We start from the raw sequence: 26,597 nt of genomic DNA, 5'->3' as shown, positions 1-26,597 counted from the left end.
AGGCGCCGTCGGCCTGGAAGTTCGAGCGCGCCGGGCACCGGGTGCGGGAGCTGCTGGAGCCGGCCGAGGAGCCCGGGGGCGCTCCGTGAGCGCCGTCCTCGGCGTCCTGCTGGGCGCGGGCGTGTTCCTGGTCTGGTGGTCGTTCTGGACCGACGGCTCGCCGCGCCCGGCCCGGGCCCGGCGGCCCGGCCGGCTGCGGGAGACGCTCGCGCGCGCCGGGCTGTCCCAGATCGGCCCGGGCGCACTGGTCGGGGCGTGCTGCGCGACGGGCGTCCTGTCCGGCCTGCTGGTCGCGGCGGCCAGCGGCGCGGCGACCTTCGGGCTGTGCGCCGCCCTCCTGGGCGGCTGGCTGCCGCTGGCGGCCGTGCGGCACCGGGCCCGGAGCCGCACGGCGCTCATGCGGGAGGTGTGGCCCGACGTCGTGGACCACCTCCGCTCGGCGATCCGGGCCGGGCTGTCCCTGCCCGAGGCCCTCGTGCAGCTGCAGTACCGTGGGCCGGAGCCCGTGCGGCCCGCCTTCGCCCAGTTCGCGGCCGACTACCGCGCGTCCGGGCAGCTGCAGGCCGCGCTGACGCTGCTCAAGGACCGGCTCGCCGACCCCGTCGCGGACAACATCGTCGAGGCCCTGCGGGTCACGCGGGAGGTCGGCGGCACGGACCTGGGCCGGCTCCTCGGGACGCTCTCGGAGTTCCTGCGCGAGAACGCCCGCACCCGCGGCGAGCTCGAGGCCCGGCAGTCCTGGACCGTCAACGCCGCCCGGCTGGCCGTGGCCGCGCCCTGGATCGTCCTGCTGCTCATGGCCACGCAGCCGGCGGCGATCCGCGCCTACGACAGCGCCGCCGGCGCCGTGGTGCTGCTCGGCGGTCTGCTGGTCTCGGTCGTCGCCTACCGCCTCATGCTGCGGCTCGGCGCGCTCCCGGAGCCGGAGCGGGTGCTGCAATGAGCGTCCCGCCCGCCCTCCTGGCGCTCCTGGGCCTGGTCCTCGCCGCCGGGCTGTGGCTGGTGCTCGCGGCGGTCCGCGTGGCGGCAGGGCCCACCTTCGCCGACCGGATCGCGCCGCAGCTGCGTTCCGTGGAGGTGGAGTCCGCGCTCCTCGCCCGCGGGACCCGGCGGCACCCCGCCCCGGCCGACCCCGTCACCGGGGTCCTCCTGCCCCTCGCCCGCGACCTCGCGCACCGGGCCGTCCGCCGGTCCTCGCCCTCCGCCGCCCTGGAGAAGCGGCTGGTGCGCGCGGGCACCGCGACCACCGTCGCGGACTTCCGCGCCGAGCAGCTGCTGTGCGCCACGGGCGGGCTGCTGCTCGGGGTGCTGCTGGGCGCCGGCGGCATGGTCCGGCTCGGCACGGGCACCGGCGGTGTGGTCCTCGCGGCGGCGTCCGCGGCGACCGCCGGCTGGCTGCTGCGCGACCACCTGCTGGGCCGGCGGATCCGGGCCCGCGAGCGCCGGATGCTCGCGGAGTTCCCCGCCGTGGCGGAGCTGATGGCGCTGTCCGTCGGCGCCGGTGAGAGCGCCGTCGGGTCCCTGGAGCGGGTCTGCCGGGTCGCGGAGGGCGAGCTCACCGCGGAGTTCCGGCAGGTGCTCGCCCAGACCCGCTCCGGGGCGGGCCTCGTCCACGCGCTGCAGGACTTCGCCGCCCGCACGCCGCTGGCGCCGGTGGGCCGGTTCGTGGACGGCATCGTCGTCGCGATCGAGCGCGGCACGCCGCTGGCGGACGTCCTGCGCGCCCAGGCGCAGGACGTCCGGGACAACGACAAGCGGGAGCTCATGGAGGCCGCCGGGCGCAAGGAGATCGCCATGATGATGCCCCTGGTGTTCTGCGTCCTCCCGCTCACCGTCGTCTTCGCCGTCTACCCGGGGCTCGCGGTGCTCGAGCTCGGGTTCTGACCCGGACCCCCGCGCGGCCGGGCCCCCGGTCGCGCCCCACCAGGAAAGGACACCCGTCATGAAGAACCGTGCCCGGTACGCGGGCCTGCTGGCCGCGCTCGCCCTGTCCCGCCTGCTCGCCCGCCTGTCCTCCGGCGACCCGGACCGCGGGGACGTCCCCGGCTGGGTCATGATCACGCTCATGTCCGCGGTCCTCGTGGCCGGGCTCCTGCTCGTCGCGCAGCCCGCCCTGGAGGGGCTCTTCCGGGACGCGATCGGGCGGGTGAGCCAGAACTGAGCGTGCGCTCCCGGATCCACGGGCTGCTGCGGCGCCTCCGGAGCCGGCCCGTCGCCCGGGGCGGGGCCGCCGACCGTGGCAACGCCGTGGTCGAGTACGTCATGGTGGCCGGACTCGTCGCCCTCGTCTTCGCGGGGACCGTCCAGCTCGCCCTCGCCCTGCACGTGCGCAACACCCTGGTGGACGCCGCGGCCGCCGGCGCCCGGTACGGCACGCTCGCCGACCGGTCCCCGGCGGAGGGCGTCGAGCGGACCCGGCAGATCGTGGCGGACGCCCTCGGGCCCGCCTACGCCCAGGACGTCACCGCGGCCCCGGTCACGGTGGGGGAGGTCCGGGCTCTGGAGGTCCGCGTGGTCGCCCCGCTGCCCGTCGTCGCCCTCCTCGGCCCGCCCACGTCGCTGGAGGTGCGCGGCCATGCGGTCCTCGGGCCGTGAGGCGGACGCCGTGGACGAGGGCAGCGCCGTCGTCGAGTTCGTGGCGCTCGGCACGCTGCTGCTGGTCCCGGTCGTCTACTTCGTGCTCACGGTCGCCCAGGTGCAGGCCGGGGCGTTCGCGGTGGTCGCGGCGGCGCAGCAGGCCTCCCAGGTGCTGGCCCAGGCCGAGCCCGGCGAGGTCTCCGAGGAGGGCCTGACCGCGGCGGCGCAGCTGGCCGTCGCGGACCAGGGCTTCGGGCCGGAGGCCCTGACGATCGGGCTGACGTGCTCCGACGGGACGTGCGGCACCCCCGGGGCGGTGGCGACCGTGCACGGGACGCTGGAGGTGCCGCTGCCCCTGGTGCCCGGGTTCACCGACCTGGACGTCGCGGAGCTGACGTCCTCGGCCACGGTCGTGGTGGGGCGCTACGGATGAGACGGGCCGCGCAGGACGGGGCCCGTCCGCCGGGCGCCCGGCTGGACGGGCCACTGGAACCCGGGGAGCAGGACGCCGGCCAGGTCACGATCCTCGTGATCGGCTTCGCCGTGGTCTCCCTGCTGCTGACCGTGGTGGTCATGGGCGTCACGGCCGTGTACCTGGGGGAGCGGAAGCTGCAGGTGCTCGCCGACAACGCCGCGCTCGCGGCCGCCGACACCTTCGTGGAGCTGCGTCCCGGGACGGGCGGGGCACCGCCGGCCACGGTCCTCGACGACGACGCCGTGGCCGGCGCCGCCACGAGCTACCTCGACACGGTCGGGGCGTGGGCGGACACCCCGGGCCTGGCGCTGGGCGCGCCCACGGGCACCCCGGACGGCAGGACGGCGCAGGTGACGCTCACCGCCGTCGTGCACCCGCCGGTCGTCAACCTGATGGTGCCGGACGGCATCCCCGTCGCCGCGACGAGCGAGGCCCGCGCGCAGCTGGGGAGATAGACCGCCGGGAGGAGAGTGCCCTCAGAAGCCCCGCGGCAGCACCGCACCGCGGTCGAGCTCCTCCGTGGCCGAGACCGCTCCCGTGTCGTCGACGAGGGTGACCGCGCCCGCGGCGCCGTGCTCGCCCTCGGTGACCTCCGCCCCCACGTCGGCGATCACGTTCTCCAGCACCACCCCCGGGCCGACGCGCACGCGGTCCAGCAGCACGCAGTTGCGCACGGTCGCACCCTCCTCGACCACCACGCCCGGGCCGACCACCGAGTGCTCCACGGCGCCGCGGATCCGGGAGCCCGCGGCGACCATGGAGCGGCGGATCTCCGCACTGCCGGCGACGCGCGCGGGCAGCAGCTGCGGCTGCGCGGAGAGGATCGGCCAGTCGGGGCGGTCGAGCTCCGCGCCGTCGCCGTCGAGCAGCTGCATGTGGGCCGTCCAGTAGGACTGCAGGGTGCCCATGTCCATCCAGTACCCCTCGAGGCGGTGCTCCACCACGGCCCGGTGCGCGACGAACCACGGGACGAGGTCGTTGCCGTAGTCCTCGAGCCGGCCCTCCTGCTCGTGCAGGACGTCCAGGGCCTCGAGCAGCCTCTCGGCGTCGTAGAGGAACATCTCGGCCGTGACCAGGTGCCCCTCCGGCCGGTCGGGCTTGTAGTCGAAGCGGGTGACGCGCCCGTCGTCGTCGGCCTGGACCACGCCGTAGCGGGAGGCGTCCTCGTCGACGACCGTGGTGACCATCGTGAGGTCGGCGCCGCGCTCGAGGTGGGTGTCGACCACGTCCAGGAAGTTGAGCGTGTAGAGGTGGTCGGCGCTGAGCACCAGCACGAGGTCCGGGGCGAACCCGCGGATCAGCTCCTTCTGCCGGTAGATCGAGTCGGCGTTGCCCTCCGCGAAGCCCTCGCCCTCCGCGCCCTCGTACGGGGGCAGGACCTGGAGGCCGCCGTGGGAGCGGTCCAGGTCCCAGGGCCGGCCGTTGGCCAGGTGCTGGTTGAGGCTGTGGGGGAGGTACTGCTGGACCACCCAGACGTCGGAGATGTGCGAGTGCATGAGGTTGGACATCGAGACGTCGATGAGCCGGTAGGTGCCCGCCACGGGAAGGGCCGGCTTCACCTTCTTCTCCGTCAGCGCGCCGAGCCGGGAGCCCTTGCCGCCGGCCAGGACGAGCGCGAGGATCCGGGGAATGCGCATCGTGCGTCCTTTCTCTCGGACCCATCCTGCCAGAGGCCGGGGGGCGGGCCGGGGCCGATTTGCCCCGGTGGAGTAATCTTGGTTTTCATGGCGTCCCTTGATTTCCCGGCCGAACTCTCCGCACTGCGCTCCACCTTTGCCTCCATCGAGGCGGTGAGCGACGTCGACGCGCTCAAGAGGGACATCGCCGCGCTCTCCGAGCAGGCGGTCGCCCCCGATCTGTGGGACGACCCCGCCGCGGCGCAGAAGATCACCTCCCGGCTCTCCCACAAGCAGTCGGCGCTCGAACGGCTCGAGAAGCTCCACGGGCGGATCGACGACATCGAGATCATGGTCCAGCTCGCCGACGAGGAGGACGACCCCGAGACCCTCGAGCTCGCGGTCGAGGAGCTCAACGAGGTGAAGAAGGCCCTCTCCGAGCTGGAGATCCAGACCCTGCTGGCGGGGGAGTACGACGAGCGCGAGGCCGTGGTCACCATCCGCTCCGGCGCCGGCGGCGTGGACGCCGCCGACTTCGCGGAGATGCTCATGCGCATGTACCTGCGCTGGGCGGAGCGCCACGGCTACGCGACCTCCGTCCTCGACACGTCCTACGCGGAGGAGGCAGGCCTGAAGTCCGCGACCTTCGAGATCAAGGCCCCCTACGCCTTCGGCACCCTCTCCGTGGAGGCGGGCACCCACCGGCTCGTGCGCATCTCGCCGTTCGACAACCAGGGCCGTCGCCAGACCTCGTTCGCGGCCGTGGAGGTCATCCCGCTCATCGAGCAGGACGACTCCATCGAGATCCCCGAGTCCGAGATCAAGGTCGACGTCTTCCGGTCCTCGGGCCCCGGCGGCCAGTCCGTGAACACGACCGACTCCGCGGTGCGCATGACCCACATCCCCACGGGCATCGTCGTGTCGATGCAGAACGAGAAGTCCCAGCTCCAGAACCGCGCCGCCGCGCTGCGCGTCCTCCAGTCCCGCCTGCTGCTGGTGCGCCAGCAGGAGCAGGACGCCAAGAAGAAGGAACTGGCCGGGGACGTCAAGGCGTCCTGGGGCGACCAGATGCGCTCCTACGTCCTGAACCCGTACCAGATGGTCAAGGACCTGCGCACCAACCACGAGGAGGGCAACCCCTCCGCGATCTTCGACGGCGCGATCGACGGCTTCATCGATGCCGGGATCCGATGGCGGGCCGACCAGCGCCACGCCGTCGCCGAGGCCTGAGCCGACAGTCTCCCCTCCCGTCCGCCGAGACCGGGTGCGCCCCGCGGGGCGCACCCGGTCTCGGCGTTCCGGGCCGCGCCGCGGGCCGAGTCCCCGCCGCGCGGGCCGCACCGTCCGGGCCGCACCGTCCGGGGCGTGCCGTGCGGGCCGTGACGTGTGGGCCGCACCGTGTGGTCTCTTCGGTGGTCGGGCCGGATTTGCGGTTGACCAGGTGGAGGGCGGGTCATACTCTGCGGACACGGCCTGAACCGCCCGTCCGCTCTCGGGGGTCGTGAGCACGGCGGTGCCGGAGGTCCTGCTCACGCGGGGTGGCACCACAGGGGGAAGCCGGCCGGACGCTCCTCACGCCGCGAGGACAGCACGGCGGCGGGGACAGCCAGCGATGGGGCCGGCGCGGGTGTGGGGACAGCACGGCGGTCGCCGGGACGGCTGCGCGTTCGCCGTGCCGCGTCCCCGCGGGCGTCACGGCCGCCGCACGCCGAGGGGGGAGGGACGTCCGTGAACCACACACCCTGCACGGTCCGCGGCGCCCGCACCAGGGCCCGCCTGCTGGCGGCCGCCGAGCAGGTCTTCGAGTCGGTCGACTACCACGAGGCCTCCGTCGCGAGGATCACCGAGACCGCGGGGACAGGCCTCGGCACCTTCTACCTCTACTTCGCGGGCAAGCAGGAGATCTTCGACGAGGTCGTCGAGGACCTCAACCGCCGCGTCCGCCACGCGATGGCGCGCGCCGCGGCGGTGGAGGAGACCCGGAGCGGCGCCGAGCGCGCCGGGTTCCGGGCCTTCTTCCGCTTCGCCGCCGAGCACCCCGCGCTGTACCGGATCATCCGCCAGGCGGAGTTCGTCTCGCCGGGGGCCCTGCGCCTGCACTACACGCGCATCGTGGAGGCCTGCACGGCGGGCCTGCGAGCCGCGCAGGCGGCCGGTGAGGTCCGGCCCATGGACCCCGAGGTCGCCGCGTGGGCGCTCATGGGCATCGGCGAGATGGTTGGGCTGCGCTGGGTGCTCTGGGAGGCCGGGACCGGAGCCCCCGCGGACGGTTCCCGGGAGCTCCCCGAGCACGTCCTCGACGAGGTGATGGAGTTCGTCGGGCGGGCGCTGGCACCGGGGAGCGATCCGGTGAGCACCGCGCAGCACGCCTGTGACGGACCCCGTGAGGACCGCCGGGAGGAGGACGCGGACGGGTGAGCGGCGCACGCCCGGCCGGACACCCTGCTGGGCCTCCGGCCGGGGACCCGGCGGGCCGCGCGCCGGGCGGCACGACGGTCCCGTACCGCGGGGTACCGTAGGATGGTCGTTCTGCCGCGCTCCGGTGCGGTGGCGCCCGACGTCGAACCACGACGCCCCGATAACCACAACGCCCCGAAGGAGGTGGACCATGGCCAAGAAGGACACCGGCCGCCAGGTCATCGCGAGCAACAAGAAGGCCCGGCACGACTACCACATCGTCGACACCTACGAGGCCGGACTGGCCCTCATGGGCACCGAGGTGAAGTCCCTGCGCATGGGTCGCGCCTCCCTGGTGGACGGCTTCTGCCAGTTCACGAACGGCGAGCTGTGGCTGGAGAACGTCTACATCCCCGAGTACCTCGCCGGCTCGTGGACCAACCACGCCGCCCGGCGACGGCGGAAGCTGCTGCTCCACCGCACCGAGATGGACAAGATCGAGCAGAAGACGCGGGAGAGCGGCTTCACCATCGTCCCGCTGTCCCTGTACTTCGTGGACGGCAAGCGGGTCAAGGTCGAGATCGCGGTGGCCCGGGGCAAGAAGGAGTACGACAAGCGCCAGGCCCTGCGGGAGAAGCAGGACAACCGCGAGGCCCAGCGCGCGATGCGCTACAAGAACCTGGGCTGAGCCCGGCGCCCACCGACCCCCTTGCGGGTGGTCGTACCGCGCGGTAGACTGATGTGTCCCGCCGAGGCGGGGTCTCATTGAAAAATGAATACGGGGATGATCGGTTTCGACGATGTGAGTTGAGACAGGGGAAGCGGGTCGAGGACGCAGAGTTATCTCGTAAACGCTCTCTGTAAAACAATAAGTGCCGAATCCAAGCGCACTGACTTCGCTCTCGCTGCCTAACCAGCGATAGCAGTCTGTCAGCCCGGGTGTGCCTTCGCCCCGGGACCTGGCATCAGCTAGAGGGCCACTGCTCCAGCCGTACGTCGCGGGCGTCTGGAGAACACCTACGCGACTGAGTCCGTCGGCCACGTGTCTGCACGAGGGCCGGGACTGAGAAAACGCAAAGCAGACTGCACCCGGAGAAGCCCTGACAATGCTGCATCGGACGGGGGTTCAATTCCCCCCATCTCCACGAGATCCCTGACCGGGGAGCGCCGCGAGGCGCTCCCCGGTTTTTTCGTGCCCGGATCTCGGCGAGGGTCCTCGACGCCGTCGCGGGGACCCCGTCCGCGAGGGTGCCGGGATGTCCCCGCCGCGCCGAGCGCCCGAGCCCGTGCCGACGGTTCCGGGCGGTGCCGGGCGCCACCGGCACGGGGTGCCCGTGTGACAAGCTGGAGGCGTACCGCCACCGACCGAAAGGGCAACGCCATGAGCCAGAACGACAACACCTCCGAGCCGTCGGGAACCGGTGCCGGCGGGTCGTCGAGCTACGGTGGCGACGACGTGCCCGAGTACGGCCAGCGGGTCGAGGGCGCCCCCTCCGGGCCCTCCTACGAGCCGCCGCGCTACGGCCAGGGCTCGGCCGGTGACCAGTACGCCTCGCCGCAGTACGGGCAGGGTCAGTACGGACAGGGCCAGCAGGGCTCCTACCCGCCCCCGTCCTACGACCAGGGGCAGTACGGACAGGGGCAGTACGGACAGGGGCAGTACGGGCAGGGCCAGTACGGGCAGGGCCAGTACGGGCAGGGCCAGTACGGCCAGGACCAGTACCCCCAGGGGCAGTACGGCCAGGGCCAGTACGCGCAGCAGGGCTACCCCGGTCAGTACCAGGGCCAGTACGACATGGGCCAGTACGGCGGCGCCCCGAAGCCCGCCGGCACCGGCCTGGGCATCGCCGCGCTGGTCCTGGGCATCCTGTCCCTGCTGACCTCGTGGCTGCTCGGGTTCGGCCTCATCCCGGGACTGGTGGGCCTGGTCCTCGGCATCGTGGCCCTGCGCAAGCTCGGCCGCGTGCCGGGAGCGTCCAAGGCGATGCCCGTCGTCGGCATCGTGCTGAGCGTGCTCGGCATCCTCGCCAGCGTGCTCATGTTCGTGCTGGTGGCCTCGTTCATGGGCCCGCTGATGGACGCCATCAACGGCCCCTGCAGCCAGTACCTGAACGACCAGGCGGCCCTCGAGCAGTGCCTCACCGACGAGCTGGGGATGGACACGATCCCGCAGTGACCCGCCGGCGGGCCGCCCGGCCCGGACCCCGGTCCGGGACGCGCGGCCCGCGCCGTCAGCGCGCGGGTGCCAGCAGCCCCAGCACCTCGTCGTGGAGCAGCCCGTTGGTGGCCAGGGCGTTGCCGCCGAACGGACCGGGCTCGCCCTCGAGGGACGTGAACCGGCCCCCGGCCTCCTCGACCAGGGGGACGAGCGCGGCCATGTCGTGCAGGTTCAGCTCGGGCTCGCAGGCGATGTCCACGGCGCCCTCGGCCACGAGGCAGTAGGACCAGAAGTCCCCGTAGGCGCGGGTCCGCCACACCTCGTCGGTGAGCTCCAGGAAGCGGTCCCGCACGCCGCGGTCCCGCCATCCCGTGAGGGAGGAGTAGGACAGCGAGGCGTCGGAGAGCCTGGACACCTGGGAGACGTGGATCCGCTGGGCGTTGGCGAGGGACTTGCCGGTGTACGAGCCCGTGCCGGCGGCCGCCCACCAGCGCCGGCCCAGCGCGGGGGCCGAGACCACGCCGACCACGGGCCTGCCCTCGTCGACGAGGGCGATCAGCGTGGCCCACACGGGCACGCCGCGGACGAAGTTCTTGGTGCCGTCGATGGGGTCGACGACCCACTGCCGTGCGCCGCTGCCCGTGGCCCCGTACTCCTCGCCGATCACCGCGTCCCGGTTGCGCGTGCGCCCCAGCTGGGCGCGGATCAGCTGCTCGGCCTCGCGGTCGGCGTCCGTCACGGGCGTGAGGTCGGGCTTGTTCTCCACCACGAGGTCCTGGGCCTTGAACCGCCGCATGGTCAGGCGGTCCACGGCGTCGGCCAGGATGTGGGCGAGGCGGAGGTCGTCGGTGTAGTTGCTGGGACTGCGCATTGAACCAACCTACCCCGAACGGCGGGCCGGCCCGGGCGTCAGGAGACGCCGAGCTCCTTCTCGTCCCGGAGCTCGCCGGCCCGGGCCCCGGCGCCGAGGAGGCGGCGCAACGAGGCGAGCCGCGACGGGCCGGCGGCCCCCGCGCGGCCCTCGGCCACCCACGCGTCCAGGGCGCAGCCGGGGGAGGTCTCCGTGTGCCGGCAGCCCTTGGGGCAGCCGGCGATCGCCTCGGCGAGCTCGTCGAAGGCCTCGACGATCCGGTCGTGGTCCACGTGGGCCAGGCCGAAGGAGCGGATGCCGGGGGTGTCGATGATCCACGACCCGGGGGAGGCCCCCTCGACCTTGAGGGCCAGGGCCGACGACGACGTGTGCCGGCCCCGTCCGGTCACGGCGTTCACCCCGCCGGTGGCCCGGTCGGCGCCCGTGAGGGCGTTGACGAGCGTGGACTTGCCGACCCCCGAGTGCCCCAGCAGCACGGAGACGTGGCCGTCGAGGCGCTCCCGCAGGGCCTCCACGAGGCCCGGGTCCAGGGGCAGCGTGCCGTCACCGGGGGCGGCGCCCGGCGCGGGGCCGGAGACGAGCACGGGCAGCTCGAGCGCGGTGTAGTGGGAGACCAGCTCGGCGGGGTCGCGCAGATCGGTCTTGGTGATGCACAGCAGCGGCTCGATCCCGGCGTCGTAGGCGGCCACGAGAGAGCGGTCGATGAACCCCGTGCGGGGCTCGGGGTTGGCGGCGGCCACGACCACCACGAGCTGGTCGGCGTTGGCCACGACGACCCGCTCGACCGGGTCGTCGTCGTCGGCGCTGCGGCGCAGCACGGTGGAGCGCTCCTCGATCCGCACGAGCCGGGCGAGGGTGTCCGGGGCGCCGCTGACGTCGCCCACCAGGCCCACGAGGTCCCCGGCCACGACGGGCCGGCGGCGCAGCTCCTTGGCCCGCACCGCCACGACGATCCGCTCCTGCGCGGTGTCCTCGTCGAGCACGGCCGTGTACCGGCCGCGGTCCACGGTCACGATCCGCCCCGTCACGGCGTCCTCGTGGGCGGGGCGCTCCTTGGTGCGGGGCCGCGAGCCGGACTTGCGCGCCCGGACGCGGACGTCCGACTCGTCCCAGTCCCGGCTCGTGGAGTCCTGGCGGTTGGAGTCCTTACGCGCCACGGTCCGTCCCCACGAGCTCGGCCCACAGCCGCGGGAACTCCGGCAGGGTCTTGGCGGTCGTCGCGATGTTCTCCACGAGCACGTCCGGGACCACGAGCCCCACCACGGCCCCGGCCGTGGCCATGCGGTGGTCCTCGTAGCTGCGGAAGGTGCCGCCGTGCAGGGGCGCCGGCCGCACGACCAGCCCGTCCTCGGTCTCCTCGGCGTCCCCGCCGAGCCGGTTGATCTCCGCCACGAGGGCGGCGAGGCGGTCGGTCTCGTGGCCGCGCAGGTGCGCGATGCCGCGCAGCCGGGAGGGCGTCGTGGCCACGGCGCAGATCGCCGCCACGGTCGGGGCCAGCTCCCCGGCCTCGGAGAGATCGAGGTCCACGCCCGTCACCACGGCCGGGCCGCCCACCGTGAACGTCCCGCCGGCGAGCTCCGCCTCGGCGCCGAAGGCGGGCAGGATCTGCTTCCAGTGGTCCCCGCCCTGCGTGGTGCGCTCCGGCCAGCGGGGCACGGAGACGCGCCCGCCGGTGACCACCGCGGCCGCCAGGAAGGGGCCGGCGTTGGAGAGGTCCTGCTCGATCTCGACGTCGAAGGCCCGCACCGGCCCGGGCGCCACCCGCCACTCGTCGGGCACGGAGTCGTCCACGTCGACCCCGAGCTCCCGGAGCACCTCGACCGTCATCTCGACGTGCGGCATGGAGGGCACGCCGCGGCCGTCGGCGCCGCGGTGGCGCAGGACGAGGCCCTCCTCGAAGCGGGCGCCCACGAGGAGCAGCGCGGACACGAACTGGCTCGACGCGGTCGCGTCGATCACCAGCTCCCCGCCCCGGACCCCGCCGGCGCCGTGGACCGTGAAGGGCAACCGGCCGCGGCCCTCGTCCTCGACCCGCAGCCCGAGACCGCGCAGGGCTTCGACCACCGGGCCCATGGGGCGCACCCGGGCGCCGGGGTCGCCGTCGAAGGTCACCGCGCGGCGGCCGAGCGCGGCGACCGGCGGCACGAAGCGCATCACGGTGCCCGCCAGGCCGCAGTCGACCGTCACGGGCTCCGTGTCGTCCCAGGAGGCGGGAGTCACCACGAGGTCGGGGCCGAAGTCGCCGGCCCCCTCGACCTCCTCGACCCGGGCGCCGAGCGCCCGCAGGGCCTCGACCATGAGCCGCGAGTCCCGGGAGTGGAGGGGCGAGCGCAGACGGCACGGCCCGTCCGCGAGAGCGGCGAGCAGCAGGTAGCGGTTGGTCAGGGACTTGGAGCCCGGCACGGTCAGCGACGCCACGACGGGGCGGTCGCCGACGAACGGAGCCGGCCACAGCTCGTGCTGCGGGGCCGGCTCCGCGGCGTCGGGAAGGGCTGCGGGCACGGGGGCCTCCGGCGGGTTCACGATGCTGGGTCCGCCTCCGCCTAGCTGTGCTTGACCGCGGACTGGATCGCCTTCTCCGCCTTGGCGACCTGCTTCTGGGTGTCCCTGCTGAGCTTGCCGGCGTTCTTGCGCACGTCCCCCGCGAGGTGCTCGGCCCGCCACAGCAGCGACGGGTTGCCCTCGGTGTCCACGGCGGCGAGCATGACGGCGCCGACCATGGAGACGTTCTTGAACGCGCTGCCGCGGCGGGCGGCCTTCTGCTCGGGCGTGGAGGCCTCCGCCGCGCGGTAGTCCGCGTAGGCGTTGAGCGCCGTGGTGGTCACCAGGACGCCGGCGGAGAGCCGGGGCAGCTTGCCGAGGCCGAAGAGCAGCGCGGCGCCGACCTGCGCCGCGGCGAGGCCCTGGGCGACCATGGCCGGGTTCTGGAGGGCGGGCCCGGCCTGCGGGACGGCCTTGGCGAAGGCGGAGACCGTGGGCGTGAGGTGCTGGGCGGCGCTGGACGAGTTGCGGAAGCTCTCGACACCGTTGGCGACGTAGCCGGTGGCCAGCAGCGGGCGGGCGATGCGACGGACGATGCTCATGGATTCCTCCTCTGCGGCCGGCGTGACCGCGGGGCCGGATCGTGCGGGACAGGTTCGGCGGACGGCGCCGCTCGTCCCATCCTAGCCACCGCCGCCCTGCCGGGGGCCAGTGCCCGGCGCACGAGCGCGCCGCACACGGGTCCGCGCGGCCGCCCCGCGAGGACCCGTGGAATAGCCGCAGGAGGTCCTCGGTTGTGCTGGACGGACAGGGGCAGGCCAGGGGCCGCCCGCCGACAGCCGACGAGCACACCCGGGGGACCGGGGGAAGGAGGGGCCGTTTCCGTGCTCTTGACCGCCCCCGCGCCGCACGCCGCCAGGAGGCCACCCGTAGACTGGTCCGTGATGAACGAGCAGAACCAGCACGCGGCTGCGCCCTCCGAGACCGAGGCGCCCGTCGACGTCGAGACCGAGACCCCCGACGACCGCAAGGCGCGCTTCGAGCGGGACGCCATGGAGTACGTCGACCAGCTCTACGCCGCGGCCCTGCGCATGGCCCGCAACCCGGCCGACGCCGAGGACCTGGTGCAGGAGGCCTACACCAAGGCGTTCTCGGCGTTCCACCAGTACCGGCCGGGGACCAACCTCAAGGCGTGGCTGTACCGGATCCTGACCAACACCTACATCAACCTCTACCGCAAGCGGCAGCGCGAGCCGCAGCAGGCGAACACCGACTCGGTGGAGGACTGGCAGCTGCACCGCGCCGAGTCCCACACCTCCTCCGGGCTGCGCTCGGCGGAGGCGGAGGCCCTGGACCACCTGCCGGACACGGACGTCAAGCGCGCGCTGCAGGAGCTGCCCGAGGAGTTCCGGCTCGCGGTGTACTTCTCGGACGTCGAAGGGTTCGCCTACAAGGAGATCTCCGAGATCATGGACACCCCCATCGGGACCGTCATGTCCCGCCTGCACCGCGGGCGCAAGCTGCTGCGCGAGAAGCTCGCCGACTACGCCGCGGAGCGCGGCTTCGACACCTCCAGGGCGACCGCGGACAAGAAGAAGGAAAAGGACAAGTAGACATGGCCGACTGCGAGAGCCTGGGAGGCTGCACGGACGAGAGGATCCGCCGGATCTACGAGTACCTCGACGGGGTGCTCCCGGCGCAGGACCTCGACGAGATCCACGGCCACCTCCTGGAGTGCCGGGAGTGCGCCCGCGAGTACGACCTCGAGTGCGTGATCCGCTCCGTCGTGCGCCGCTCGTGCACGGAGACGGCGCCGGCGGACCTCAAGGTCTCGATCCTGGCGCGGATCCACTCCGAGCGCCACGACCCGCCCGCCGCCTGAGCCTCCCGCCCGGGCCGCTCGCACGGGCTTCCCCTCCGGGCCGGCTCTCCGCCGCCCCGGGCACACGGAAGGGCCCCGGACCGCTGATGCGGTCCGGGGCCCTTCCGTCACGGCGGTGCCGGGTCCCGGTGGGACCTCAGGCGTTGGGGCGCTTGCCGTGGTTGGCGCCGCCCTTGCGGCGGTCCTTGCGCTTGCGTCCTCGCTTGCTCATGCGAGCCTCCTGTCTGTCGCGGCCGGGCCGCGGCGGATCGTGGGTGTCGGCGTCCGTTCCCGCGTGGTCTGGTGATGTCAGCGGCGGCCGGACGAGGCACTGCCCGCCATTCTCTCACACGCCGTCGGGGCCGGGGATCACTGGGGCTCGGGCAGGTCCAGCCAGCCGTACCAGCCGCGGTGGAGCACGAGCCACGCCATGAGACCGTAGCCGGCCTGGCCGGGCCGGCCGTGGTTCGCGGCGAGGTCCTTGCGCCACTGCTCGTGGTGCTGCAGCGGGTTGAACGTGTCGACGTAGACGTGGTTGCGCCGGGTCGTGACGTCCGCGTAGGCCGCCGAGAGGTCGGCGATCCGCCGGTTGCGCTCCGCGTCCAGGGTGGGCGGGGGCCCGACGACGAGCACCCGCACGTTGTGCTGGGACGCGGTGTCGATGATGTTCGCCATGTTGAGCCGGGAGCGGGCGCTGGTGATGCTCAGGTCGATGTCCAGCGTGGACGGGGCGATGACCAGCCGGTTGTCCTGGCCGGAGGCGAAGCGGCGGGCCGCCTCCTCGAACCAGCGCTCGTTGAGGGACTCGCTGCCCTCGCCCGGCGCGGCCAGGTTGTAGGCGGAGACGGGGACCACATGGCGCGGGGTCCGGGCCATCACCCGGCCGAACCAGCCGAGGGCGCGGGGGTCGCCGTCGCCGGCCAGCAGCTCGTCACCGACTGCGACAATTCTGATCCTTCGTTGCTCCACGTCGTTCTTTCTGTCGGGGGATCGGGGGCAGACCGGCGCCGACCCGTGGGCACGGGCCGGCGCCGGTCATCGCTGATGGGGACGGGCGGCGGGGGCGCGGGCCCCCGCCGCCCGGGGCGGGCTCAGGCCCGCGCGAACGCGGTCTGCACCAGGGTCTCCAGCTCGGCGGTGTGCCGCTTGGCCGAGCCGTTGGCCGGGGACGCCGACGCCGGGCGGGACGCCAGGCGCACCTTGCGGTCGAGCTCGGGGACGAGGTTCACCGCCATGAACGGCCAGGCGCCCTGGTTGGCGGGCTCGTCCTGTGCCCAGGTGAGCCGGGCCTGCGGGTACTTGGCGAGCTCCTCCCGGATCTCGGCGAGGGGCAGCGGGTAGAGCTGCTCGACGCGCACGATCGCGGTGTTCCGGTCCTTCGCCTGCTCCCGCGCCGCCGCGAGGTCGTAGTAGAGCCGGCCGGAGACCAGGATCACGTCCGTGACCTCGGCCGCGTCCAGGCCCGCCTGGTCGGGGATCACCGGGCGGAACGTGCCGCTGGTGAACTCCTCGATGGGGGAGGCCGCCGCCTTGAGGCGCAGCAGCTGCTTCGGCGTGGCCACGACCAGCGGCTTGCGCGGGCGGCTGTAGGCCTGCCGGCGCAGCAGGTGGAAGTGGCTGGCCGGGGTCGAGGGGTTCGCCACGACCATGTTCTTCTCGGCGCACAGCGTCAGGAACCGCTCGATGCGGGCCGACGAGTGGTCCGGGCCCTGGCCCTCGAAGCCGTGCGGGAGCAGCATGACCAGCGAGGAGCGCTGGCCCCACTTCTGCTCGGCCGAGGAGATGAACTCGTCCACGATGGTCTGGGCGCCGTTGACGAAGTCGCCGAACTGCGCCTCCCACACGGTGAGCGCGTCGGGCCGCTCCACGGAATAGCCGTACTCGAAGCCCAGCACGCCGAACTCGGACAGCAGCGAGTTGTAGATCGCCAGCCGCGCCTGGTCGCCCGAGAGGTTGTTCAGGGGCGTCCACTCGGCGCCGGTGCCGGCGTCGAAGAACACCGCGTGGCGCTGCGTGAAGGTGCCGCGGCGCACGTCCTGGCCGGACATCCGCACCGGGATGCCCTCCATCATCAGCGAGCCGAAGGCCATGAGCTCGCCCATGCCCCAGTCCACGCCGCCCTCGCGGGTCATGGCCTCGCGGCGCTCGAGCAGCTTCTGCAGCTTCTTGTGCACGCTGAAGCCCTCGGGGACCTCCACGTGGGCCTGGCCGATCCGGTGGGCGGCCTCGGGGGTGATGGCCGTGGAGCGCGGGATCGACACGCCGGAGTCGGCCTGCTGCGCGGAGGGCCGCTCGATGTTGGAGATCGCGGCGGAGTCCCCGGTGACCAGCGGGATCGAGGAGGTCTGGGCCTCGTGGGTCTCGGCGAAGACCCGCTCCAGGCGCTCCTGGTAGTCCTTCAGCGCGCGGTCCGCCTCCTCCTGGGTGATGTCGCCGCGGCCCACGAGGTTCTCGGTGTAGATCTTGCGGGTCGAGCGCTTCTGCTCGATGAGGTTGTACATCAGCGGCTGGGTCATCGAGGGGTCGTCGCCCTCGTTGTGGCCGCGGCGGCGGTAGCACACGAGGTCGATGATGACGTCCTTGTGGAACGCCTGGCGCCAGGCGAAGGCCATCTGGCCCACGTGGGTGACGGCCTCGGGGTCGTCGGCGTTGACGTGGAAGATCGGCGCCTGCACGCCCTTGGCGAGGTCGGTGGCGTAGGTGGAGGAGCGGGCCGCGGAGGGCGCGGTCGTGAAGCCCACCTGGTTGTTGACGACGACGTGGATGGTGCCGCCCACGGCGTAGCCGGGCAGCTGCGCCATCTGCAGGACCTCGGCCACGACGCCCTGGCCCGCGAAGGCCGCGTCGCCGTGGACCTGGATCGGCAGCACCGGGAAGGAGCCGTCGCCCTCGGGGCCGGCGCCGAGGACGTCGGTCTTCGCGCGGGCGATGCCCTCGATCACCGGGTCGGCCGCCTCGAGGTGCGAGGGGTTCGCGGCCAGGTAGACCTGGGTCTCGTTGCCGCTGTCGGAGGTGAAGGTGCCCTCGGTGCCGAGGTGGTACTTCACGTCGCCGGAGCCCTCGGTGGTGCGCGGGTCCTGGCTGCCCTCGAACTCGCGGAACACCTGGGCGTAGGACTTGCCCGCGATGTTGGTGAGCACGTTGAGCCGGCCGCGGTGGGCCATGGCGATGCCCACCCCGGCGAGACCGGCGTCGGCGGCGTCGGAGATGATCTCGTCGAGCAGCGGGATCAGGGCCTCGCCGCCCTCGAGGGAGAAGCGCTTCTGGCCCACGTACTTGGTCTGCAGGAACGTCTCGAACGCCTCGGCGGCGTTGAGCCGGCCCAGGATCCGGAACTGCTCCTCGCGGGAGGGCTTCTGGTAGCCGTGCTCGAGCTGGCCCTGGAACCACTCGCGCTCCTCGGGCTCCTGCAGGTGCATGTACTCCACGCCGACGGTGCGGCAGTACGCGTCGCGCAGGCGGCCCAGGATGGTGCGCAGGCTCAGCACGTCCGCGCCGCCGAAGCCGCCGGTGGGCCACTCGCGCTCGAGGTCCCACAGGGACAGGCCGTAGGTGCGGATGTCGAGGTCGGGGTGCTTGCGCATCACGTACTCGAGCGGGTTGGTGTCGGCCATGAGGTGGCCGCGGACCCGGTACGCGTGGATGAGCTGCTGGATCCGGGCGACCTTGTTGACCTGGATCTCGGGGTTGACCTGGTTGTCCACGGCCCAGCGCACGGGCTCGTAGGGGATCCGCAGGGCCTCGAAGATCTCGTCGTAGAAGTTGCCCTCGCCCAGCAGGTAGGACTCGATCAGGCGCAGGAACTCGCCCGAGCCGGCGCCCTGGATGACCCGGTGGTCGTAGGTCGAGGTCAGGGTGATGATCTTGGAGACCGCGTTGCGGGCGATCGTCTTGGGGGAGGCGCCCTTGTACTCCGCGGGGTAGTCGAGTGCGCCCACGCCGATGATGCAGGCCTGGCCCTTGGAGAGGCGGGGCACGGAGTGGACGGTGCCGATGCCGCCGGGGTTGGTCAGGGACACGGTGGTGCCCTGGTAGTCCTCCATGGTCAGCTCGTTGTTGCGGGCACGGCGGACGATGTCCTCGTACGCCTCCCAGAACTGCATGAAGCCCATGGTCTCGGCGCCCTTGATGTTCGGCACCACGAGGTTGCGGGAGCCGTCCTTGTTGGGGATGTCGATGGCCAGGCCGAAGTTGACGTGCGCGGGGTGGATCGCGACCGGCTTGCCGTCCTGCTCGGCGTAGACGACGTTCTGGGACGGGAAGTTCGCCAGCGCCTTGATCAGGGCGTAGCCGATGAGGTGCGTGAAGGACACCTTGCCGCCGCGGTTGCGGGCGAGGTGGCTGTTGATGACGATGCGGTTGTCGATCAGCAGCTTGGCCGGGACCGCGCGGACGGTGGTGGCGGTGGGCACCGTGAGGGAGGCGTCCATGTTGGCGGCCACGGCCTTGGCGGGCCCGCGGAGCCTGACGATCTGGTCCTTCGCCTCGGGCGCGGGAGCGGCGTGGTTGGCCGCGGGGCGGGCGGGCTGGGCCGGGATGGGCTTCTTCGCCTCGGCCTCGCCGTGGTTGGTCTCGGGGTGGCCCTCTGCCTTCGCGCCGGACTTCGCGGGCTGGGGGGAGGCGGCCGGCTGCGGGGCCGCGGCGGCCTTCGGCGCGGCGGCCTGGGGCGCGGGAGGCTTCGGTGCCTCGGCCGCCCTGGGCGCCGCCTGGGGAGCGGTGGCACGGGGGGCCGGTGCCGCGGGCGCGGGCCGGGAGGCCTCCGCCGGCGCCGCGCCGTTCTCCGCGTCCATGGCCTCGAAGATGGGCCACCACTTCTTGTCCACCGAGTTCCTGTCCGCCTGGTACTTCTCGAACAGTTCGTCGACGAGCCACTCGTTACCTGCGAATTCTTCAGGAATCAGATGCTGTGGCTGATTTGGCACGGGGAATACGCCTCTTCCATCGTTGGTCGCGTGGGGGCCTTCTTCCGGCCTCCACAGTGTCTGTCCCAGCAGCATCCGGACCCGCCGGGGTGTTCCGTCCCGGCCGTGTCCCGCGACAGCTGCCGGCGTCGTCCTCCGGACGTCCCGGACGGTCGTCACCGGGCGCGGCCGTACCTCCGGTCGAGTCTAGTGATCTGCCCCGCGCCCGGCTAGTCCGCCGGGCCGCCACTAGACTGGCGGGCGTGCGATTCCTCAACACCCCCGCCTCGGACCTCACGTACAGCGACGTCTTCCTGGTCCCCTCGAGCTCCCGGGTGACGTCCCGGTTCGACGTCGACCTGACGCCGCCGGACGGGACGGGCGCCACCGTCCCGCTCGTGGCCGCGAACATGACGGCCGTCACGGGGCGGCGGATGGTCGAGACCATGGCCCGCCGCGGGGGCCTCGGCATCCTCCCCCAGGACATCCCGCTCGACGTGATCGCGGACGTCACCCGCTGGGTGAAGAACCGTTCGCCCCGCTTCGAGACCCCGGTGGTGCTCGGCGCGGAGGACACCGTGCACGACGCCCTCGGGATGATGCACAAGCGCCCGCACGGCGCGGTGGTCGTGTGCGGGCCCGGGCGCTCCTACCGCGGGGTGGTGCTCGAGGCCGACTGCACCGAGGTGGACCGGTTCACCCAGCTGGGGTCGATCATGCGCACCGACGCCCCCGTCTTCTCGGTGGAGGAGCTGCGCGGGGACTCCGCCGAGGACGTCCTGGCGGCCGCCTACGACCGCCTGACCGCGACCCGCGCGCACGTGGCGCCCGTGCTCGACGGCGAGCGCGTCGTGGGCGTGCTGACCCGCAAGGGCACGGTGCGCTCCACCATCTACACCCCCGCCGTCGACGCCGGGGGCCGTCTGCGGGTCGGCGCCGCGGTCGGCATCAACGGGGACGTACGAGGCAAGGCCCGCGGCCTGCTGGACGCCGGGGTGGACGTGCTGGTCGTCGACACCGCCCACGGCCACCAGCGCAGGATGATGGAGGCCCTCGAGCAGGTCCGCTCCCTGGACCCGGAGGTCCCCGTGGTGGCGGGCAACGTGGTCACGGCCGACGGCGTGCAGGACCTCGTCGACGCCGGGGCGGACATCGTCAAGGTCGGGGTGGGCCCCGGCGCCATGTGCACCACGCGCATGATGACGGCGGTGGGCCGCCCGCAGTTCTCGGCGGTGCTCGAGTGCGCGGAGGCCGCGGCCGAGCTCGGCAAGCACGTCTGGGCGGACGGCGGCGTCAAGCACCCGCGGGACGTCGCGCTCGCGCTCGCCGCGGGGGCGAGCCAGGTGATGATCGGCTCCTGGTTCGCGGGCACCCACGAGGGGCCGGGGGAGCTCAACGTCGACGCCGACGGGCGCGCCTACAAGGAGAGCTTCGGCATGGCCTCGACCCGGGCCGTGCGGGAGCGCACCCGGGGGGAGGGGGCGTTCGACCGCGCCCGGAAGGGCCTGTTCGAGGAGGGCATCTCCAGCTCCAAGATGTACCTCGACCCGCAGCGGCCCGGCGTCGAGGACCTCGTGGACCACATCACCGCCGGGGTGCGCAGCTCCATGACCTACGCGGGGGCCACGACCCTCGAGCAGTTCGCCGCCCGCGCGGTGGTCGGCGTCCAGTCCCTCTCCGGCTACGAGGAGGGCAGGGCGCGCCCCGTCAGCTGGTCGTGAGCACCCCTCCGGAGGGTTCCGCTCCGGTAGTCTGGTGCCCTCATGGACTCGTTCAGTAGTTGCCGGCCCGGCCGCAGCGGCTCCCGCCGCGGCCCCAGCGCCGGCACCCCCGCCCGCCCCTGTTCCGACGACCCCTTCCCGGCGCCCCGCCCGCGCCCGGCCCGGGGAGGCACCGCCTGATGGACTGGCTGCTGCTGGCCGCCGGCCTGCTCCTCATCCTCGGCACCGGCTTCTTCGTGGCGGTGGAGTTCTCCCTCGTGGCCCTCGACCAGACGACCGTCCGCCGCGGCGTCGCCCGGGGCGAGCGCGGGGCGGAGCCCCTCCTGAGGTGCCTGAAGTCCCTGTCCACCCAGCTCTCCAGCTGCCAGCTCGGCATCACGCTGACCACGCTGCTGACCGGCTACACGCTGGACCTCGCCCTCCAGTCCTTCCTGCGGGAGCCCATCGTCGAGCTCACCGGCCTGTCCCGGGCCGCGGCCGGCGGGGCGACCCTGGCCATCTCGATGCTCCTCTCCACGCTGCTGTCGATGCTGCTGGGCGAGCTGGTCCCCAAGAACTGGGCGATCGCCGAGGCGTACCGGGTGGGGCGGGTCGTGGCCCGGCCGCAGCTGGTGTTCACCGCGGTGTTCAAGCCGTTCGTCCTGGGCCTCAACGGCGTCGCCAACCGCGTCCTGCACCTGTTCGGCATGGAGGCCAAGGAGGAGCTCTCCGGCGCGCGCTCCCCGGAGGAGCTGTCCTCGATGGTCCGCCGCTCCGCCAAGATGGGCACCCTCGACGCCGGCACGGCCGCGTTCGTGGCCAAGACCCTCACGTTCGCGGAGCGCACGGCCGCGGATGTCATGACGCCGCGGATCCGGGTGCAGATGCTCGACTCCCACGACTCCGTGGCCGAGGTCGTGGCCGTCGCGTCCCGCACCGGCCACTCCCGCTTCCCCGTCATCGAGGACTCCCCGGACGACGTCCGGGGCGTGGTCCACGTCAAGAAGGCCGTGGCCGTTCCCGCGGAGCGCCGCGCCGCCCTCGAGTGCGGGGCCATCATGGAGGACGTGCTGCGCGTGCCCGAGACCGTCCACCTCGACTCCCTGATCGTGCAGCTGCGCTCCGGCGGGCTCCAGATGGCCGTCGTCGTCGACGAGTGGGGCGGCACCGCGGGGGTCGTCACCCTGGAGGACCTCGTCGAGGAGGTCGTGGGGGAGGTCTCCGACGAGCACGACCGGCTCAGCCCCGGCGCCCTGCAGTCCGCGACCGGCGAGTGGTTCTTCCCGGGCCTGCTGCGCCCGGACGAGGTCTCCGAGCAGATCACCGAGCTCGACATCGAGGACGGGCCCGCGTACGAGACCATGGGCGGGTTCATGATGGACCGGCTCGGCCGGATCCCGGCCCCCGGGGACTCCGTGCCCGTCAAGGGCGGGGAGCTCGTGGTCTCCCGGATGGAGGGGCGGCGGGTCGACCGGATCCGCTTCGTCCCGGCACCACCGCCGGCCGACGACGCCGCCGAGACCGCGACGACCGAGGAGGGACGGCGATGAGCGACTGGGCAGGACTGGCCTGGCTCGTGGTGCTGCTGGCCGGCAACGCGTTCTTCGTGGGCGGCGAGTTCGCCGTCATGTCCGCGCGGCGCAGCCAGATCGAGCCGCTCGCCGACGCCGGCAACAAGCGGGCCCGGACGGCGCTGTACGCGATGGAGCACGTCTCCCTCATGCTGGCCTGCTGCCAGCTGGGCATCACGGTGTGCTCGCTGCTGATCCTCAACATCTCCGAGCCGGCGCTGCACCACATCGTGTCCGGGCCGCTCGAGCACCTGGGCGTGCCGGCGGAGGTCGCCGACGTCAGCGGGTTCCTCACGGCCCTGGTCGTGGTGACCTTCCTGCACGTGGTCTTCGGGGAGATGGTCCCCAAGAACATGTCCGTCTCCGCGGCGGACCGCGCCGTGCTGCTGCTGGCCCCTCCGCTCGTGCTCGTCTCGCGCGTGGTCAAGCCGGTCACGGCGACCCTGAACTGGATGTCCAACCACGTCCTGAAGCTGATGGGGATCGAGCCGAAGGACGAGGTGTCCTCGACCTTCACCCTCGACGAGCTGCAGTCCATCGTGGAGGAGTCGACCAAGGAGGGCACCGTCGCGGACGAGACCGGCCTGCTCTCCGGCGCCCTGGAGTTCTCCTCGAAGCGCACGGAGGACGTCATGGTCCCGCTGGGCCAGCTCGTCACCCTCCCCGAGGACGTCTCCCCGGCCGAGGTCGAGAAGGCGGTGGCCCGCACCGGGTTCTCCCGCTTCGCGCTGACCGAGGACGACGGCGAGCTCAACGGGTACCTGCACATCAAGGACGTCCTGTCGATCCCGGAGAGCCGCTACAACGAGCCGGTGCCCGTCACCCGGGTCCGCTCGCTCGCCAACCTGCGCCCCGACATCGAGATCGACGACGCGCTCGCGGCCATGCAGCGCACCGGGTCGCACCTGGCGCGCGTGGTCGACGCCGGGGGGCGCACGCTGGGCGTGCTGTTCCTGGAGGACGTCATCGAGGAGCTCGTGGGCGAGATCCGGGACACGACCCAGGACCGGCGGCAGCGCCGCGGGGACCGGGTGGACTCCTCCGACCCGCCGCGCTGACCGGCCCCTGACCGTCCGCCCTGCACCGCGGGCCCCCGGCCGCCCGGACCCCTCCGTGCCGGCCGGGGGCCCGCGCGTTGTGGGCCGGCGCGGGCCCTTGGTACCATGGGCGGCGCAAATGAAAATCATTCTCATCCGGGGAGCGGCTCCCCGACGTCCCGCGGCCGGCCCGGACCGGGCCCGGCCGCGCAGAAACGGATCCACCATGACCACACCCCTCCCCGCGGCGCACGCGCACCGCCCCCTGCGCGCGGCGGGCCTCGCCGGCGCCCTGCTGCTCGGGCTCACCGCCTGCGGCCAGGGGGAGGCGCCCACCGGTGAGGCCTCCTCCGACGCCCTCAGCGTGGTCACCACCACCTCGGTGTGGGCCGACGTGGTCCGGGAGGTCGGCGGCGACGCCGTCGTGGTCGACCCCGTCATCGACTCGACGGCCCAGGACCCGCACTCCTACGAGGCCACGGCGCAGGACCGGCTCGCCGTCCGGGACGCGGACCTCGTGGTCCTCAACGGCGGCGGCTACGACGCCTTCATGGAGGACCTCGCGGCGCAGGGCGACGCCCCCGTCGTGAACGCCGTCGAGGCGTCCGGTCTGGAGGCCGCCACCGGGGAGCCGGCCGAGGAACCGGCAGGGGAGACGCAGCCCGCCGGGGAGGACGAGCACGACCACGGCGGGCTCAACGAGCACGTCTGGTACGACCTCGGCTCGACGGACGAGGTGGCGCGCGCGATCGCCGACCGGCTGGCGGAGCTCGACCCCGACGGCGCCGACGCCTACGGGGCCAACGCCGAGGCCTTCGCCGGCGAGCTCGCGGCCCTGGAGCGCCGGCTCGCCGAGGCCCCGGCCGACGGCGCCGCGTTCGTGGCCACGGAGCCGGTCGCCGTCCGCCTCCTGGAGGACGCGGGGCTGCACGACGACACGCCCACCGAGTTCACGGCGGCCATCGAGGGCGGGACCGACGTCCCGCCGCTCGTGCTCCGCGACATCCGCCGGGAGATCGCGGACGGCCACGTCCAGCTCCTCGCGTTCAACGCCCAGACCGCCTCGGGCCAGACCGAGCAGCTGCGCGACGACGCCCGGGAGGCGGGGGCCGCCGTCGTCGAGTTCACCGAGACGCTGCCCGAGGGCACCAGCTATCTCGAGTGGATGGACGGCAACGTCGACCGGGTGCTCGAGGCCCTCGGGACCCTGCCGCCCCGGAGCAGCGGGACGGCCGCGGAGTGAGCACCGCGACCCGTCCCGTCGTCTCCCTGCGCGGGGCCGGCCTGGCGTTCGGCGACCGCGTCCTGTGGGACGGGCTCGACCTGGACATCCGTCCCGGCGAGTACTTCGCCGTGCTCGGCGGCAACGGCACCGGCAAGACCAGCTTCCTCAAGGTCCTCCTGGGCCTGCTGCCCCTGACCACCGGCACCGTGGAGGTCTCCGGGGAGCCGCCGCGCCGCGGCTCGGGGCGCATCGGCTACGTCCCGCAGCAGCGGGCCTTCGCCGCCTCCACCCCGCTGCGGGCACGCGACCTCGTGGGCCTCGGCGTGGACGGCCACCGGTGGGGGATCCGGCTGGGCACCCGCTCCGTCCGGCGGCGCGTCGACGAGCTGCTGGAGCTCGTGGGCGCCGGGTCCTACGCCGACGCCCCGGTCGGCACGCTCTCCGGCGGGGAGCAGCAGCGGCTGCGGATCGCCCAGGCGATCGCCGGCGACCCGGAGCTGCTGCTGTGCGACGAGGCGCTGCTGTCCCTGGACCTGCACCACCAGCACGCCGTGAGCGAGCTGGTGGACGAGCAGCGCCGGCGCACGGACGCCGCGGTCGTGTTCGTCACCCACGAGATCAACCCGATCATCGAGCACGTGGACCGGGTCCTGTACCTGGCGGGGGGCAGGTTCCGGGTCGGCACCCCCGACGAGGTGCTGCGCGGCGACGTCCTCTCGGAGCTCTACGGCACCCGCATCGACGTGGTCCGCACCGGCGGCCGCGTGGTGGTCGTGGGCCACCCCGACAGCTCCCACCACACCCACGACGACCAGGAGATGGCCCTGTGAGCCCCGGGGTCCCGTCCCTCCCGGCGGCCCTCGACTGGGATCGCGTCGTCTCGTCCGTCTTCGTCTTCGAGGACTACGGGGAGCTGCTGAGCCTGCTCAGCAGCTCCATCTGGGCCGGCGCGCTGCTGGGGCTCGTCGGCGGCGTGGTGGGCACGTTCGTCATGATGCGCGACCTCGCGTTCTCCGTGCACGGCATCGCCGAGCTGTCCTTCGCGGGAGCGGCCGCCGCCCTGCTCGTGGGCGCGGACGTGGTGACGGGCTCCCTGGCGGGCTCCGTGCTGGCGGCTCTCGTCATGGCCCTCATGGGGCTGCGGGCCCGGGAGTCCAACTCCGTCGTGGGCGTGCTCATGCCCTTCGGACTGGGCCTCGGCATCCTCTTCCTGTCCCTGTACCAGGGGCGCTCGGCGAACAAGTTCTCCCTGCTCACCGGCCAGATCGTCTCCGTGGACCCCGTCCAGCTCACCAGCATGGCGGTGCTCTCCGCCGTCGTGCTCGTGGGCCTGTCCGTGATGTGGCGGCCGCTGACCTTCGCGAGCGCGGACCCCCTCGCCGCCGAGGCGAAGGGGCTGCCCGTGCGCGGGATCTCGGTCGTGTTCATGGTCCTGCTGGGCGTGGCCGTCGCGATGTCCGTGCAGATCGTGGGCGCGCTGCTCGTGCTCGCGCTGCTGATCACCCCGGCGGCGGCGGCCATGAACCTCACGGCCTCGCCCGTGCGGATCGTGGTCCTGTCCGTGGTGTTCGCGGAGCTCGCGATGGTCGGCGGGATCCTCCTGGCGCTGGGCGGGTCGCTGCCCATCAGCCCGTACGTCACCACGATCTCGTTCCTGCTCTGGCTGCTCTCCCGCGCGGCCGCGACCGTGCGCTCCCGCCGCTGACCGGGCCCTCCGGCGGCGCCGG

General features: G+C 73.3%; 26 protein-coding genes and 1 other RNA gene. 19 read left to right on the top strand and 8 right to left on the bottom strand.

Translation table 11 applies throughout. From position 1 onward, the window contains the following. Nucleotides 1–85: 85 nt before the first annotated feature. The 6 genes from IEW07_RS10480 to IEW07_RS10455 are packed head-to-tail and all read left to right on the top strand — an operon-like array spanning nucleotide 86 to nucleotide 3,507. Entirely contained in the window at nucleotides 86–943 is an 858-nt protein-coding gene (locus IEW07_RS10480; RefSeq protein WP_188536946.1) for a type II secretion system F family protein, read from the top strand. Then, the gene (locus tag IEW07_RS10475) at nucleotides 940–1,884 is read left to right on the top strand and encodes a type II secretion system F family protein (protein WP_188536944.1); all 945 of its coding nucleotides are present in this window, start codon (nucleotides 940–942) and stop codon (nucleotides 1,882–1,884) included. Before IEW07_RS10480 ends, IEW07_RS10475 begins: the two co-directional genes overlap by 4 nt. A 58-nt stretch (nucleotides 1,885–1,942) precedes the next feature. Beyond that, nucleotides 1,943–2,161 carry a hypothetical protein gene (locus tag IEW07_RS10470; protein WP_188536941.1) on the top strand — a complete coding sequence of 73 codons (219 nt, stop codon included), beginning with the start codon at nucleotides 1,943–1,945 and terminating at the stop codon, nucleotides 2,159–2,161. Nucleotides 2,162–2,163: 2 nt separating this feature from the next. Next, nucleotides 2,164–2,595 carry a TadE/TadG family type IV pilus assembly protein gene (locus tag IEW07_RS10465; RefSeq protein ID WP_308738226.1) on the top strand — a complete coding sequence of 144 codons (432 nt, stop codon included), beginning with the start codon at nucleotides 2,164–2,166 and terminating at the stop codon, nucleotides 2,593–2,595. After that, complete coding sequence (locus tag IEW07_RS10460) at nucleotides 2,576–3,010, top strand: hypothetical protein (RefSeq protein ID WP_188536939.1); 435 nt, start codon at nucleotides 2,576–2,578, stop codon at nucleotides 3,008–3,010. The genes IEW07_RS10465 and IEW07_RS10460 overlap by 20 nt, the downstream gene beginning before the upstream one ends. Then, nucleotides 3,007–3,507: a pilus assembly protein TadG-related protein gene (locus IEW07_RS10455; protein ID WP_188536937.1), complete on the top strand. Its 501-nt coding sequence runs from the start codon at nucleotides 3,007–3,009 to the stop codon at nucleotides 3,505–3,507. The genes IEW07_RS10460 and IEW07_RS10455 overlap by 4 nt, the downstream gene beginning before the upstream one ends. Nucleotides 3,508–3,528: 21 nt before the next feature. Here IEW07_RS10455 and IEW07_RS10450 read toward each other — a convergent pair whose 3' ends face one another. Then, nucleotides 3,529–4,689 carry a glucose-1-phosphate adenylyltransferase family protein gene (locus tag IEW07_RS10450; protein WP_188536935.1) on the bottom strand — a complete coding sequence of 387 codons (1,161 nt, stop codon included), beginning with the start codon at nucleotides 4,687–4,689 and terminating at the stop codon, nucleotides 3,529–3,531. 87 nt (nucleotides 4,690–4,776) lie between these two features. Between IEW07_RS10450 and prfB the strand changes: the two genes are divergently transcribed. From prfB to IEW07_RS10425, 5 genes are all read left to right on the top strand, one after another. Then, nucleotides 4,777–5,898, top strand: a complete 1,122-nt coding sequence (gene prfB / locus IEW07_RS10445) for a peptide chain release factor 2 (RefSeq protein ID WP_188536933.1) — start codon at nucleotides 4,777–4,779, stop codon at nucleotides 5,896–5,898. A gap of 498 nt (nucleotides 5,899–6,396) precedes the next feature. Further along, nucleotides 6,397–7,086, top strand: coding sequence for a TetR/AcrR family transcriptional regulator (locus IEW07_RS10440; RefSeq protein ID WP_188536931.1), 690 nt, complete (start codon nucleotides 6,397–6,399; stop codon nucleotides 7,084–7,086). A gap of 190 nt (nucleotides 7,087–7,276) precedes the next feature. Beyond that, nucleotides 7,277–7,753: an SsrA-binding protein SmpB gene (smpB, locus tag IEW07_RS10435; protein WP_188536929.1), complete on the top strand. Its 477-nt coding sequence runs from the start codon at nucleotides 7,277–7,279 to the stop codon at nucleotides 7,751–7,753. Nucleotides 7,754–7,845: 92 nt separating this feature from the next. Then, nucleotides 7,846–8,213: a transfer-messenger RNA gene (gene ssrA / locus IEW07_RS10430) on the top strand. A gap of 233 nt (nucleotides 8,214–8,446) precedes the next feature. Further along, nucleotides 8,447–9,241 carry a DUF4190 domain-containing protein gene (locus IEW07_RS10425; protein WP_188536964.1) on the top strand — a complete coding sequence of 265 codons (795 nt, stop codon included), beginning with the start codon at nucleotides 8,447–8,449 and terminating at the stop codon, nucleotides 9,239–9,241. Nucleotides 9,242–9,296: 55 nt separating this feature from the next. Here the strand turns inward: IEW07_RS10425 and hisN are convergent, their stop codons facing one another. From hisN to IEW07_RS10405, 4 genes are read right to left on the bottom strand one after another with little or no spacing between them, the layout of a single operon-like run. Beyond that, nucleotides 9,297–10,094 (bottom strand): histidinol-phosphatase, encoded by a 798-nt coding sequence (gene hisN / locus IEW07_RS10420; RefSeq protein WP_188536927.1) that lies wholly within the window; start codon nucleotides 10,092–10,094, stop codon nucleotides 9,297–9,299. 38 nt (nucleotides 10,095–10,132) lie between these two features. Next, nucleotides 10,133–11,251, bottom strand: coding sequence for a ribosome small subunit-dependent GTPase A (rsgA, locus tag IEW07_RS10415; protein ID WP_188536925.1), 1,119 nt, complete (start codon nucleotides 11,249–11,251; stop codon nucleotides 10,133–10,135). Beyond that, the gene (gene aroA / locus IEW07_RS10410) at nucleotides 11,241–12,596 is read right to left on the bottom strand and encodes a 3-phosphoshikimate 1-carboxyvinyltransferase (protein WP_229741746.1); all 1,356 of its coding nucleotides are present in this window, start codon (nucleotides 12,594–12,596) and stop codon (nucleotides 11,241–11,243) included. Before aroA ends, rsgA begins: the two co-directional genes overlap by 11 nt. A gap of 41 nt (nucleotides 12,597–12,637) precedes the next feature. Continuing rightward, complete coding sequence (locus tag IEW07_RS10405; RefSeq protein ID WP_188536921.1) at nucleotides 12,638–13,177, bottom strand: DoxX family membrane protein; 540 nt, start codon at nucleotides 13,175–13,177, stop codon at nucleotides 12,638–12,640. Between the two features lie 342 nt (nucleotides 13,178–13,519). Here IEW07_RS10405 and IEW07_RS10400 point away from each other — a divergent pair, with 342 nt between their 5' ends. Together IEW07_RS10400 and rsrA are read left to right on the top strand one after the other, a co-directional pair. Beyond that, nucleotides 13,520–14,188: a sigma-70 family RNA polymerase sigma factor gene (locus IEW07_RS10400; RefSeq protein WP_188536919.1), complete on the top strand. Its 669-nt coding sequence runs from the start codon at nucleotides 13,520–13,522 to the stop codon at nucleotides 14,186–14,188. 2 nt (nucleotides 14,189–14,190) lie between these two features. Then, on the top strand, nucleotides 14,191–14,457 hold the full coding sequence (rsrA, locus tag IEW07_RS10395) for a mycothiol system anti-sigma-R factor (RefSeq protein WP_188536917.1): 267 nt from the start codon (nucleotides 14,191–14,193) through the stop codon (nucleotides 14,455–14,457). 136 nt (nucleotides 14,458–14,593) lie between these two features. On the opposite strand, the gene IEW07_RS21745 is transcribed toward rsrA, so the two are convergent. The 3 genes from IEW07_RS21745 to IEW07_RS10385 form a co-directional block, all read right to left on the bottom strand. After that, nucleotides 14,594–14,668, bottom strand: coding sequence for a 50S ribosomal protein bL37 (locus tag IEW07_RS21745; RefSeq protein ID WP_095343185.1), 75 nt, complete (start codon nucleotides 14,666–14,668; stop codon nucleotides 14,594–14,596). A 137-nt stretch (nucleotides 14,669–14,805) separates the two neighbouring features. Continuing rightward, nucleotides 14,806–15,405 carry a GDSL-type esterase/lipase family protein gene (locus IEW07_RS10390; RefSeq protein ID WP_188536915.1) on the bottom strand — a complete coding sequence of 200 codons (600 nt, stop codon included), beginning with the start codon at nucleotides 15,403–15,405 and terminating at the stop codon, nucleotides 14,806–14,808. A gap of 122 nt (nucleotides 15,406–15,527) precedes the next feature. Beyond that, nucleotides 15,528–19,358 carry a multifunctional oxoglutarate decarboxylase/oxoglutarate dehydrogenase thiamine pyrophosphate-binding subunit/dihydrolipoyllysine-residue succinyltransferase subunit gene (locus IEW07_RS10385; protein WP_188536913.1) on the bottom strand — a complete coding sequence of 1,277 codons (3,831 nt, stop codon included), beginning with the start codon at nucleotides 19,356–19,358 and terminating at the stop codon, nucleotides 15,528–15,530. Between the two features lie 242 nt (nucleotides 19,359–19,600). On the opposite strand from IEW07_RS10385, the gene guaB1 reads away from it, so the two are divergent. The 6 genes from guaB1 to IEW07_RS10355 all read left to right on the top strand — a co-directional run bounded on the left by guaB1 (nucleotide 19,601) and on the right by IEW07_RS10355 (nucleotide 26,575). Continuing rightward, nucleotides 19,601–21,058 (top strand): GMP reductase, encoded by a 1,458-nt coding sequence (gene guaB1, locus IEW07_RS10380; RefSeq protein WP_188536911.1) that lies wholly within the window; start codon nucleotides 19,601–19,603, stop codon nucleotides 21,056–21,058. 179 nt (nucleotides 21,059–21,237) lie between these two features. Continuing rightward, on the top strand, nucleotides 21,238–22,587 hold the full coding sequence (locus tag IEW07_RS10375) for a hemolysin family protein (RefSeq protein WP_188536909.1): 1,350 nt from the start codon (nucleotides 21,238–21,240) through the stop codon (nucleotides 22,585–22,587). Beyond that, the gene (locus IEW07_RS10370) at nucleotides 22,584–23,666 is read left to right on the top strand and encodes a hemolysin family protein (RefSeq protein ID WP_188536907.1); all 1,083 of its coding nucleotides are present in this window, start codon (nucleotides 22,584–22,586) and stop codon (nucleotides 23,664–23,666) included. Before IEW07_RS10375 ends, IEW07_RS10370 begins: the two co-directional genes overlap by 4 nt. A 205-nt stretch (nucleotides 23,667–23,871) precedes the next feature. Continuing rightward, nucleotides 23,872–24,888, top strand: coding sequence for a metal ABC transporter solute-binding protein, Zn/Mn family (locus IEW07_RS10365; RefSeq protein WP_188536905.1), 1,017 nt, complete (start codon nucleotides 23,872–23,874; stop codon nucleotides 24,886–24,888). Further along, entirely contained in the window at nucleotides 24,885–25,700 is an 816-nt protein-coding gene (locus IEW07_RS10360) for a metal ABC transporter ATP-binding protein (protein WP_188536903.1), read from the top strand. The genes IEW07_RS10365 and IEW07_RS10360 overlap by 4 nt, the downstream gene beginning before the upstream one ends. Then, entirely contained in the window at nucleotides 25,697–26,575 is an 879-nt protein-coding gene (locus IEW07_RS10355) for a metal ABC transporter permease (RefSeq protein WP_188536900.1), read from the top strand. Before IEW07_RS10360 ends, IEW07_RS10355 begins: the two co-directional genes overlap by 4 nt. Nucleotides 26,576–26,597: the final 22 nt, after the last annotated feature.

Source organism: Kocuria dechangensis, assembly GCF_014636775.1.
In the GTDB taxonomy this organism is placed as follows: Bacteria; Actinomycetota; Actinomycetes; order Actinomycetales; family Micrococcaceae; genus Kocuria; species Kocuria dechangensis.
The sequence above is the reverse complement of the archived record's forward strand: the minus strand, read 5'-3'. Positions and strand labels throughout refer to the sequence as shown.